Here is an 11,026-nt window from a genome sequence, read left to right on the forward strand (position 1 = left end):
AACAGTGGAATCTCCACCGGAAGACCACCGAATCCGTGACTCCGGTCTCTAAGGTTGGCGCATGCGCACCCGTGCCCCCGCTCTCGTCGGCCGAGGAACGGAGATCGACGAGATCGAGCGGGTGTTGGCCGACGCTCGCCGCTCGTCCGGCTCGGCCGTGTTCGTCACGGGGGAACCCGGGATAGGCAAAACCCGGCTCGCCGCCGAAGCGGTGGGCCGCGCCCTGGACGCGGGGCTGGTGGTGTTGCGGGGACGCGGCAGCACCACCGGGCCCGCCGTACCGTTCCGGGCGCTCACCGAGGCACTGCTGTCACTGGCCCGCACCGGCGGCCACGAGCTGGTCGAGCAGCTCGGGCCGTACCGGTCGGTGCTGGGCAGGCTGATCCCGGACTGGGCCGCCGGCGCCGACACCGCGGGCGACTCCTCGCTGGTCGTGCTGGCCGAGGCGACGCTGCGGCTCACCGGGCTGGCCGGGGCGGGCCGCGGCTGCCTCTTCGTCGTCGACGACCTGCAGGACTCCGACGTCGAAACCCTCGCCGTGGTGGAGTACCTGGCCGCCAACGTCCGCACGCAGCCCGTGGTCGTCCTGGCCACGCTGCGCGCCGAACCCTCGCCCGCGCTGGAGTCGGCCCACGCCGTCGCCCGGCGCGGCGAGGGGTTCCTCATGCCGCTGGACAGCCTCGGCCCCGCCGAAGTGCGGGAGGTGGTGGCGTCGTCGCTCGGCGCCGAGCCGGGCCAGGTGTCCGCCGAGGTGGCCGAACGTCTCTTCGCCGACAGCGCGGGCAACCCGCTGGTCGTCGAGGAACTGCTGCACAGCATGGTGGCCGCGGGCGAGCTGGTGAACGGCGCGGCGGGCTGGCGGTTCACCGGGCACAGCCGGGGCGCGGTGCCCTCGACCCTCGTCACCATCATCACCCGCCGCGCCGACCGCCTCGGCGAACGCGGCAAGCAGCTCCTGGCCATCGCCGCGGTGCTCGGCCGGCGGTTCCCGCTTTCGGTGGTCCAGCGGGTGAGCGAACTGGACGACCACAGCCTTTTCGGACACCTGCAGTCCGCCGTCGCCGCGCAGCTGCTCATCGCGGACGAACGCGGCGAAGACTGGTACGCCTTCCGCCACCCGCTCACCGCCGAAGCCCTGCTGACCCTGCTCAACCCGGCCGAACGCGTGGCCCTGTCGGCGAAGGCGGCCGACGCCGTGGTCGAGCTGCACCCCGACCTGCCGGGTGAGCTGTGCAGCCTCGCCGCGTCGCTGCGCCTGGGCGCCGGGGACCGCTGGGCGGCCGCCGACCTGTACCGCGAAGCCGCCCGCCGCGCGCTCGCCGAAGGCGCACCGGGGTCGGCGATCGCCGTGCTGGAGCACGCGGTGAACCTGCTCGGCGACGACGCCGGCCGCCGCGGCGAACAGTCCGGGCGGTACCGGGACCTGCTGGAGCTGCTGCTGTTCGCGCTGGCGGAGGCCGGCCAGTTCGACCGCGCGGTGAAGGTCGCCGGCTCGCTGCGGCCCGCCGACGGCCGGGACGGCGCCCGCCAGATCCGCGTCCACGTGCGGCTGGCGTGGGCGGCGCAGGTCGCCGGCCGCTGGGCGGAGGGGTTCGAGCAGGTCGCCGCGGCCCGGGCGCTGCTCCCGGAAGCGGGGCTGGACGAGGAGTCCGTCGCGGTCGACGCGGTGGACGCGTACCTGTCGATGTCCGGCCCGGCGCCCGACCGGGTGCGCCGCAGCGAAGAGCTGGCCCGCCGCGCGGTCGACGGCGCCGAGCGGATCGGCTCGCCGTCGACGGCGTGCCAGGCGCTGTACGCGGTCGGGTTCGTCGTGCGCGAGCGGGACATGGCCGAGTCGGACGAGTGCTTCCGGCGGATGCTCGACAGCGCCGCCGACCACCGGCTGACGAACTGGCGCAACTACGCGCTGGTCGGCCTGGGCGGCAACGCCTGGCTGTCCGAAGCGGACCCGTCCGGTTTGGAGACCGCGCGCGCCGAGGCGTTGCGCACGGGCGGGATCAGCCTGGCCTACAACGCGGAAGCGGTGCTGGGCCTCAATTCCGTGCTGTGCGGCCGGTTCGGCGAAGCCGAGCACCGGCTCGACGCGTGCTACGCGGAGGCGTCGCGGATCAAGCTGTTCGCGGTCAGCCGGTACGTCCAGATGGCGCAGGCGGTGCTGGCGGGCCACCGCGGCGACCGGCGCGGGATGGAGTCCGCCCTCGCCGAGTTCCGGCGCGACGGCGGGGACACCGGTCCCGAAGCGCCGCTCGCCCGCGGCCTCGCGCAGGTGTTCTGCTCCCTGCTGGAGGAGGACCGCGACACGGCCCGCGCGGAACTCGAGACGCTCGCGGCCGACCAGGCCCGCCAGCAGAGCACGTTCCACCTGGCGGGCACGCACGGGCTGAAGCTGCTGCTCGACGTCATCGCCGGGGACGCAGGCTGGGACGAGCACCGCCGCATCGCCGCCGGCGCGGCCGGCGGGATGCGCTGGAACCGCCAGTTCGTCCTGCTGGCCGAGGCGGTCCTGCACGGCCGCGGCGACGCACCCGAGGCGGCCGCGACGGCGATGCACCGGGCGGCGCAGGCGGCCGCCCCGTTCGGCATCGCCCGCCCGCTGGGCCTGCGCCTGGCCGCGGAACCGGCGGTCGACCACGGCTGGGGCGAACCGGCGGACTGGCTCCGCGAAGCCGAAAGCCGGTTCCACGGCGCGGACGTGATCCCGGCGGCCAGCGCGTGCCGGGCCCTGCTGCGCCGGGCCGGGGCCTCGGTGCAGCAGCGCCGCACGGGGACGGAACGGGTGCCGGAGAGCCTGCGCGCGATCGGCGTGACCCTGCGCGAGTACGAGGTCTTCGAGCTGCTGGCGTTCCGCCTCAGCAACAAGGCGCTGGCGGCCCGGCTGCACATTTCCCCGCGGACGGTGGAAAAGCACGTGGCGGCGTTGCTGATGAAGACGTCGGTCCGCGACCGGGCCGAGCTGGCCGGTTTCGCCGCCCAGCATTCATCGGCCTCGGAGGTCTGACCGGCGCCGGCCCGGCCGAGTGGTCGTGAGTGTTAAGGCGAGTTCTAACTCGCCTTACCACTCACGACCGCTGGGCGTCGCTCTGGTGAGGTTCGAGTGGGGGTCACCCGACTCGGTGCCTTGGGGCGCGGTTCCGTTCCGCCGGGCCGGTTCCCGGGCAGTCCCCGCAGGACGGAAACCGGCTGCAGAACAGGAGAATCGCCATGCGACGCATCACTGCCACGATCGGTGCCCTGGTGTTGACGACCGGAGTCCTCTTCGGAGCGGAGGGCGTCGCTTCGGCGCAGTCCGAACCCGTGCCCGTGCCGCTGCGGTGCGTCGGCAGCTCGCTCGCGATGTTCGCCACCAACGCCCTCTGCGTCGTCCCGCGCACCTACCCCATCCTGCTGATCCCGGCTTCCTGACGGTCAGCCCAGAGCGGCGTCCATCGACCGGGTCGGGATCGCGTCCAGCGCGGCCAGGGTGTCTTCGTCGAACGCGATCCCGGCGGCGGCGATGTTGGCTTCGAGGTGCGGCCGGCTCGCGGTGCCCGGGATCAGGTGGACGTTCGGGGCGTGCTGCAGCAGCCACGCCAGGCCGATCTGCTCCGGGGTGTGGCCGAGGGCCCGCGCGGCGGCCTGCACCGCGGGCTCCTCGGTCACCTTCGGCAGCCCGGGGAACGCGCCGCCCAGCGGGAAGAACGGGACCCACGCGATGTCCTCCGCGACGCACAGCTCGAGCATGTCCTCGTCGTCGCGGCTGACCAGGCTGTAGGCGTTCTGGACGCAGGCGATGCCGGCCGGCAGGGCGCGGCGCAGGACGTCGAGGGTGACGCTGCTGAGCCCGATCGCGCCGATCTTGCCCTCGTCGCGCAGGGCCGTCATCGTCGCGAGCTGGTCGTCGAGGTCGACGAGCTGGTCGCCCTCGGCGAGCAGGCCGGGCCCCCGGTCGGCGCGGCGCAGGTTCACCAGCGGGATGCAGTCGAGCCCGAGCGCGCGGAGGTTGTCCTCCACGCTCGCGCGCAGGTTTTCGGGGTGCTGCGCGAGCCGGATCGGCCGCGGGGCGCCGGGGTCCGGGTCGGCGCCGACCTTGCTGGCGACCAGGAAGTCGTCGCCGGCCCGGAGCGCGTCGCGCAGGACGTCGTTGACGAAGCCGTTGCCGTAGAACTGGGCGGTGTCGACGTGGTCGACGCCGAGCTCGACGGCGCGGCGCAGCAGCGCGAGGGCCGCGGCGCGGTCGTCACTCAGGCGGTCGAGCTGCATCGCGCCGAAGCCGACGCGGAAGACGGTGCGGCCGGCGAGCGCGGCGCGTGCGGTGGAAGGCATGGGTGTCCCCGTCCTCGTGCGATGATGGGTGAAGCGGAGGAACCTCCGTTCAAGCCGAACCGTAGCACAACCGGAGGTGCCTCCGCTTTGCCGTCGTCCGAACCCGGCCGACCCGTGCGCTCCGACGCGCGCCGCAACCGGGACAAGCTCGTCGCGGTCGCGCGAGCCGCGTTCGCCGCCGCCGACGGAACCGTCGCCCTCGAAGCCGTCGCCCGCGAGGCCGGCGTGGGGATCGGCACGCTCTACCGGCACTTCCCGACCCGCGAGGCCCTGGTCGAAGCCGTCTACGCCGCGGAGCTCGACGACGTCACGGCCGGCGCCCCGGCCCTGCTCGAGCAGCTGCCGCCGGAGCAGGCGCTCCGCGCCTGGATGGACCGCTACGCGGCGTTCGTGGCCACCAAACGCGGGATGGCGGACGTCCTGCGCGCCGGCGTGGCGTCGGGCCGCATCGCCACCCCGGTGACGCGGCAGCGCATCACGGCCGCGATCGGCTCGATCCTCGACGCGGGGGCAGCGGCGGGCACCCTGCGCGCCGCCGACCCGGAGGACGTCACGCTGCTCCTGCTGGGCGTGTTCCTGTCCACCGGGAGCGAACCGGACCCGGCACGGACCGGCCGGATGCTGGACCTGATCGTCGGCGCACTGCGCCCCTAACCCACCCGCACCGGGAAATCCGGCAGCGTCAGCGCCGAATGCTCCGGCCGCGGCGTGCGCTGCGGCGCCGAGGACAGCTGCCGGAGCGCGGCGTTGCGCTCTTCGAGTGCCTCCGCCGTCGCCGGGAAGAGCGTCGCCTGGCCCTCGCCCACCATCGCCTGGTTGCGCTCGACGAAGTCCCGCAGCCGGTTTTCGTACGCGGCGAAGGCCGCCTCGTGGTCCGGGATGGTGGCCAGTGCGTGGCCGAGCACGTACGCGCCCACGAGGGCGAGGCTGGTGCCCTGGCCGGTGAGGAACGACGGTGCGTACGCGGCGTCGCCGACCAGCGCGACGCGGCCCGCCGACCAGCGCGGCAGGTGGATCTGGCTGACGACGTCGAAGAACAGGTCGTCGGCTTCGCGCATCGCCTGTACCAGGCGCGGGACCTCCCAGCCGTCGCCATCGAAGGTCCGGGTGATCAGGTCGCGCTGGGCTTCGGGGTTGCGGAACGCCTCGATCGGCGCCTCCGGCCGGGCGAACACCAGGAAACCGTGGACCTCCTCGCTGTCGAGCACCGCGTACAGCGCCGCGCCCTTGCCAGGCGTGGTCCACGTGACGCCCTCGCGGGACAGCCCGAAGTCGTTCGGCATGGTGAACCCGGCGAAGCTGTAGCCCAGGTAGCGGTGGAACTGCGCCTCGTCGCCGAGCACCAGCCCGCGGGTGTTCGAATGCAGGCCGTCGGCGCCGATCACCAGGTCGTAGGTTTCCTCGCGGCCGCTCCGGAACGTGACGTCGACGCCGTCGCCGTGCTGCGCAAGGGTTTCGACGGTGTCGCCGAACCGGACGTCGGCGTCGTCGCGCACCAGGTCGTACAGCGCGTGGATCAGGTCGCCGCGGCGGATTTCGAGGTCTTCGCCGTCGATGCCGCCGATGACCACGTTCGGGTCCAGCGACGCCACTTCGGTGCCGTCGGCGTCGAGGAAGGTCAGCCGCCGCGTGGAGATGTGCAGGTCCCGCAGGCGCGGCAGGATGCCCATCCGCCGGACGGCGTCCAGGGCCGTGCCGCGGATGTCGATCGGGTATCCCCCGGCGCGCAGGTGCGGCGCCTTCTCCACGAGGGTGACCGCGAAGCCGGCCTGGCGCAGCCAGAAGGCCAGCGCGGGGCCGGCGATGCTCACACCCGAGATCAGGATCTTCTTCACGGCAACTCCTTTAGCTAAGTTAGGTATGCAAAGTGGAGGTGCGACAATGCCCCTCGATCACCCCCGACCCGGTCAACTATATACCTAAGTTAGCTATCTAAGAGGTGTGATGGGCGACACAGAAACCGGCGAGCTGCGGTCCGTGCTGCCCCGGATCCTGCAGCTGGGCACCCTGATGAACCGCAGCGGGCTCGGCGAACGCGCGATGCGGCAGATCGGGGCCGACCTCGACCGGCCCGGGCTGTCGATCCTGGTTTCGCTGCACATGACCGGCAAGGCGCTGCGCGTCGGTGAGATCGCGGAGCGGATGCAGGTCGCCGGGCCGCACGTCACGCGGCACCTGCACGTGCTCGAACGGCGGCGGCTCGTGCGCGGCCTCGCCGACCCCGACGACCGGCGCGCCCGGCTGGTCGAGCTGACCCCCGAGGGCGCCGAGATCGCCGACCGGTACTTCACCACGCTGCTCGGCTGGTTCGGCGACGCGCTGTCCGGCTGGGCACCGGAGGACCGCCGGACCTTCTACGACCTCCTCCTGCGGTTCACCGACGACTTCGCGGCCTACCTTTCGGCGACCAGCGAAGAGTGAGCCCGGACGCGCGTCAGCCGTCCGGGTGCTCCGCGGCGAGCCGGGCGACGGCGTCGAGCAGCACCCGGGCGTGCAGTTCGAACAGCCCGTTCAGGTCGACGCTGTCGCCGCCGATCTCCCGGGCGATGAAGAACCCGTCGGCCGCCGACATCGCGTAGACGGCCAGCAGCCGCGCCTGCCCGGCGGCCAGGCCGGGCGCGAGTTCGCCGATGATCCCGACCAGGCGCCGGTGCGCGATTTCGCGGACTTCGAGGAACTTGCGGCGGGCACTGGGTTCCTCGGGACGGCGTTCCAGCGTCAGCAGCAGGCCGAGGCGCAGGAAGTCCGGGGTGTCCAGCAGCGCCTTGCCGATGCGGCCGGCCAGGTCCACGGCACGGGCTTCCGGCGGCCCGTCGCCGCCGGGCAGGGTGAACGCGGCCAGCCAGCGGTCGAAGCTGCGTTCGATGACCGCGGCGATCAGCTCGTCCTTGTCCTTGAAGTGCCAGTAGATCGAGCTGGCCGGCAGCCCGCAGCGGGCGCTGACCTGGGCGATGCTCGTGCCGTCGTAGCCGCGTTCGCCGGCGATCTCGGCCGCGGCGTCGAGGATCTTCCGCCGGGACTCCTCACCGTTGGCGCGCCGCCGCCGTCCACTGCGCTCGTCGGGCATCGCGTTTTCCTCCTTGACCGGGTCCGGACCCGAGCTTACTGTAGCGACCATTCCATTAGTTACCGGAGTGATCACTACAGGAGGCGCGCCGAGTGTCCGACATCCCCTCGTACGACGTGGCCGTCGTCGGGTACGGCCCGACCGGCGTCACCGCGGCGAACCTGCTCGGCGCCCGCGGGCTGCGGGTGGTGGTGATCGAGCGCGACGCCGAGATCCACCCGCGGGCCCGCGCCATCTCCACCGACGAGGAGGTGCTGCGGATCTGGCAGCAGACCGGCCTCGCCGGCGAGCTGGCCCGCGACATGCTGGCCGGCCTGCCGATCGAGTTCACCGACCGGGCGGGCGAGCCGTTCCTGGCCGCGAAGTTCCGCACCGCCGGGCACGGCTATCCCCCGCAGCTGTTCCTCTACCAGCCCGCGCTGGAGCAGACGCTGCGCGCGGGCGTCACCCGGTTCCCGGACGTCGAACTCCGGCTGGGCCACGAATGCCTGCGCGTCCGGCAGGACACCGGCGGCGCCGAACTGCTGCTGGCCGCCGGGGACCGCCTCGAGCGCGTGCGGGCGTCCTGGGTGATCGCCGCGGACGGCGGGTCGAGCCCGATCCGCGGGCAGCTGGGCATCGGCTTCGACGGGCGCACCCACGAAACCCGCTGGGTCGTCGTCGACACGCAGGTGCGCCGCCCGTGGCCCGGGCACGACCGGCTGCGCTTCCACTGCGACCCGGCCCGGCCCGCCGTCGACTGCCCGACGCCGCTGGGCCACCACCGCTGGGAGTTCCCGGTGCTGCCGGGCGAGGACGAGACCGAGCTGGCGGGCGACGCCGCGGTGTGGCGCCTGCTCGGCCGCTACGGCATCACCGGCGAGCACGTGACGCTGCAGCGCGCGGTGGTCTACCGCCACCACCTCCGCTGCGCCGCCCGCTGGCGCGCGGGACGGGTGTTCCTCGCCGGCGACGCGGCGCACGCGATGCCGCCGTGGATCGGGCAGGGCATGGCCGCGGGGGTGCGCGACGCGGCGAACCTGTGCTGGAAACTCGCGTCGGTGATCACCGGCGAGCTGCCCCCGGCGGTGCTGGACACCTACGAAACCGAGCGCAGGCCGCACGTCCGGGCGGTCACCCGCCGGGCCGCCCGGGTCGGCCGCGTCATCACCGAGCGGCGCCCGGCCGTGGCGAAGGCCCGCGACCTGCTGGGCCGCCGGATCGGCCGGGTCCCGCTCGTGCACCGGCTGCTCGTCGAGTCCAGCTGGGTGCCGGAAGCCCGCTACCGGCACGGGTTCTTCGGCCCGCGGCACCGGGCGGCGGGCCGCAAAGTACCCCAGCCGTGGGTCCTCGACCCCGACGGCCGGCGCCGCCGCCTCGACGACGTGACCGCGGGCCGCTGGGTCGTCCTCGGCGCCTCCGATCCTCAGTGGACGGTCTCCTTCGCCGTCCTGCCAGCGGGATCGGCCGCCCGCGCCGGATGCCTCGTCGACGTCGACGGCGTCCTCACCGCCTGGCTCGCCCGGCACCGCACGGACACCGTCGCCCTCCGGCCCGACGGTTTCGTCTACGCCGCCGGCCGGCCGCTCGCCCCGCCACCCACCACCGTCCCGAGGAAGCAGCCCGCATGACCACCCGCACCGAACGCACCGTCCGCGCCGGCGACCGCGAAATCTTCGTCGCCGAAGCCGGGGCCGGGCCCGCCGTCGTGCTGCTGCACGGTGGTGGTCCCGGGGCCACCGGGGCCGCCAACTACCAGGCCAACATCGAGGCGCTGGCCCGGCGGTTCCGGGTCGTCGTCCCGGACCTGCCCGGCTACGGACGGTCCACGAAGGACATCGACCGGCGGGATCCGTTCGGCTCGCTGGCCGACGGCGTCCGCGGCCTGCTCGACGCGCTCGGCCTCGAAACCGCGCACCTGGTCGGCAACTCCTACGGCGGTGCGGCCGCGCTGCGGCTGGCGCTGGACACCCCCGGGCGGGTCGGCCGGCTGGTGCTGCTGGGGCCCGGCGGCATCGGCACCACCCGCGAGCTGCCCACCGCCGGCCTGAACCGGCTGCTGTCCTACTACACCGGGGACGGCCCGTCGCGGGCCAAGCTCGAGGCGTTCGTCCGCGGCTATCTCGTCCACAATGGACGTTCGGTGCCGGACGAGCTGATCGAGCAGCGGTACCAGGCCAGCATCGACCCCGAGGTCGTCGCCAACCCGCCGCTGCGGCGCCCGGCCGGCGTGCGCGCCCTCTGGCGGACGGACCTCACCCGCGATCCGCGGCTGCGCCGCCTCCCGACGAAAACCCTGGTGGTGTGGGGCACCGAGGACCGGGTCAACCGCCCGTCCGGCGGGTTCCGGCTGGCCACCACGCTCCCCGACTGCACGCTGCTGCTGGTGCCCCGCACCGGCCACTGGGTGCAGTGGGAGCAGGCGCCGCTGTTCAACGCCGCCGTCACCGCCTTCCTCACCGGGGAGCCCGCATGACCGTCTTCGGCGCCGTCCACCTGGGTTACGTCGTCATCGAGACCCGCCGCTTCGCCGACTGGCGCCGCTTCGGCGCCGACGCCATCGGCATGCACGCCGACGAGCTCGACACCGGCGCGCTCCGGTTCCGGCTCGACGAGCGCCAGTGCCGTTTCCTGCTCCGGTCCGGGCCCGCCGAAGACGTCACCGCCCTCGGCTGGCAGGTCGACGACCACGAGACGTTCGACCGGATCCTCGCCCGGGTCACCGGCCACGGCGTCCCGGTCACCGAGGGCACCGCCGAGGAAGCCGCGCTGCGCGGGGTGGAACGGCTCTGGCGGTTCCCCGGCCCGAAGGGCCTCGCGCAGGAGATCTTCGTGGCGCCGGTGCTCGCCGCCGCCCCGCCGGTGCTGCGCTCGGCCGGGTTCGTCACCGGCGAAGGCGGCCTCGGGCACGTCGCGCTCACCACCACCCGGCCCCACCAGCTGCGCGGGTACTACGACACGGTCTTCGACGCCCGGCTGTCGGACTACATCGACGAAACCATCAGCGGCGTCAAGCTGAAGATCCGGTTCCTGCGCGTGAACCACCGCCACCACTCCGTCGCCATCGCGGCCACGCGCGGGCTGCGGATCGACCCGGTCCGCACCCGCGTGCAGCACCTGAACATCCAGGTCGCCGAGCTCGACGACCTCACCCGGTCCTACCAGCGCGTCCGGGACCTCGGCTTCGGCATGGCGCTCTCGGTCGGCCAGCACACGAACGACCGCGAGCTGTCCTACTACGCCCGCACGCCGTCCGGGTTCGAATGGGAGGTGGGCTGGAACCCGGTCACCGTCGACGAACGCACCTGGGAGCCGGCGACCCACCGCGGGATCAGCGTCTGGGGCCACACCCCGGCCGGTGAAACAGTGCTGGCGAAACTCGCCCAGTTCCGCACCGCGGCTCGCTCCCTGTGGCGGCCGGAAGCCACCGTGCCCGCCCTCAGCGGCCCCGGCATCCCGGACGACTGAACCATTCCCCGCCGCCCTGGATATTAGCCGTAAAAATCCGTCCCACCGTGCCCACTAGTGGACAATACCGGCCCGCCCGCCGAAGTTGTCCACTAGTGGGCAAACCCTTGCTGTCCAACGTAAGCGCTGGTGAACATACCTTTCGTGCCGGGGGCGAGCCGCCGCCGGGGCGCGATCGGGCAACCTTCCGCAGACATCGCAAGGGGGACA

10 protein-coding genes are annotated in these 11,026 nt (G+C 73.5%); 7 read left to right on the forward strand and 3 right to left on the reverse strand.

The window, feature by feature from the left end:
• The first annotated feature begins 61 nt into the window (after positions 1-61).
• Positions 62-2,998 (forward strand): ATP-binding protein, encoded by a 2,937-nt coding sequence (locus tag OO60_RS33960; protein ID WP_033262881.1) that lies wholly within the window; start codon positions 62-64, stop codon positions 2,996-2,998.
• Between the two features lie 203 nt (positions 2,999-3,201).
• Entirely contained in the window at positions 3,202-3,402 is a 201-nt protein-coding gene (locus OO60_RS46705; protein WP_003091509.1) for a hypothetical protein, read from the forward strand.
• Between the two features lie 3 nt (positions 3,403-3,405).
• Here the strand turns inward: OO60_RS46705 and OO60_RS33970 are convergent, their stop codons facing one another.
• Entirely contained in the window at positions 3,406-4,302 is an 897-nt protein-coding gene (locus tag OO60_RS33970; protein WP_003091514.1) for an aldo/keto reductase, read from the reverse strand.
• Positions 4,303-4,389: 87 nt separating this feature from the next.
• Here OO60_RS33970 and OO60_RS33975 point away from each other — a divergent pair, with 87 nt between their 5' ends.
• Positions 4,390-4,956, forward strand: a complete 567-nt coding sequence (locus tag OO60_RS33975; protein ID WP_003091515.1) for a TetR/AcrR family transcriptional regulator — start codon at positions 4,390-4,392, stop codon at positions 4,954-4,956.
• Here the strand turns inward: OO60_RS33975 and OO60_RS33980 are convergent.
• On the reverse strand, positions 4,953-6,137 hold the full coding sequence (locus OO60_RS33980; RefSeq protein ID WP_003091517.1) for an FAD-dependent monooxygenase: 1,185 nt from the start codon (positions 6,135-6,137) through the stop codon (positions 4,953-4,955). The genes OO60_RS33975 and OO60_RS33980 overlap by 4 nt on opposite strands.
• Positions 6,138-6,246: 109 nt before the next feature.
• Between OO60_RS33980 and OO60_RS33985 the strand changes: the two genes are divergently transcribed.
• Positions 6,247-6,723: a MarR family winged helix-turn-helix transcriptional regulator gene (locus OO60_RS33985; RefSeq protein WP_003091519.1), complete on the forward strand. Its 477-nt coding sequence runs from the start codon at positions 6,247-6,249 to the stop codon at positions 6,721-6,723.
• A 13-nt stretch (positions 6,724-6,736) separates the two neighbouring features.
• Here the strand turns inward: OO60_RS33985 and OO60_RS33990 are convergent, their stop codons facing one another.
• Entirely contained in the window at positions 6,737-7,369 is a 633-nt protein-coding gene (locus OO60_RS33990) for a TetR/AcrR family transcriptional regulator (protein ID WP_003091522.1), read from the reverse strand.
• Between the two features lie 92 nt (positions 7,370-7,461).
• On the opposite strand from OO60_RS33990, the gene OO60_RS33995 reads away from it, so the two are divergent.
• The 3 genes from OO60_RS33995 to OO60_RS34005 are packed head-to-tail and all read left to right on the forward strand — an operon-like array spanning position 7,462 to position 10,816.
• Positions 7,462-8,979 (forward strand): bifunctional 3-(3-hydroxy-phenyl)propionate/3-hydroxycinnamic acid hydroxylase, encoded by a 1,518-nt coding sequence (locus tag OO60_RS33995; RefSeq protein WP_003091523.1) that lies wholly within the window; start codon positions 7,462-7,464, stop codon positions 8,977-8,979.
• Positions 8,976-9,824, forward strand: a complete 849-nt coding sequence (locus OO60_RS34000; protein WP_003091525.1) for an alpha/beta fold hydrolase — start codon at positions 8,976-8,978, stop codon at positions 9,822-9,824. The genes OO60_RS33995 and OO60_RS34000 overlap by 4 nt, the downstream gene beginning before the upstream one ends.
• Positions 9,821-10,816: a VOC family protein gene (locus tag OO60_RS34005; protein ID WP_003091527.1), complete on the forward strand. Its 996-nt coding sequence runs from the start codon at positions 9,821-9,823 to the stop codon at positions 10,814-10,816. The genes OO60_RS34000 and OO60_RS34005 overlap by 4 nt, the downstream gene beginning before the upstream one ends.
• The last annotated feature ends 210 nt before the right edge of the window (positions 10,817-11,026 follow it).

This window comes from Amycolatopsis vancoresmycina (assembly GCF_000716785.1).
Taxonomy (GTDB): domain Bacteria; phylum Actinomycetota; class Actinomycetes; order Mycobacteriales; family Pseudonocardiaceae; genus Amycolatopsis; species Amycolatopsis vancoresmycina.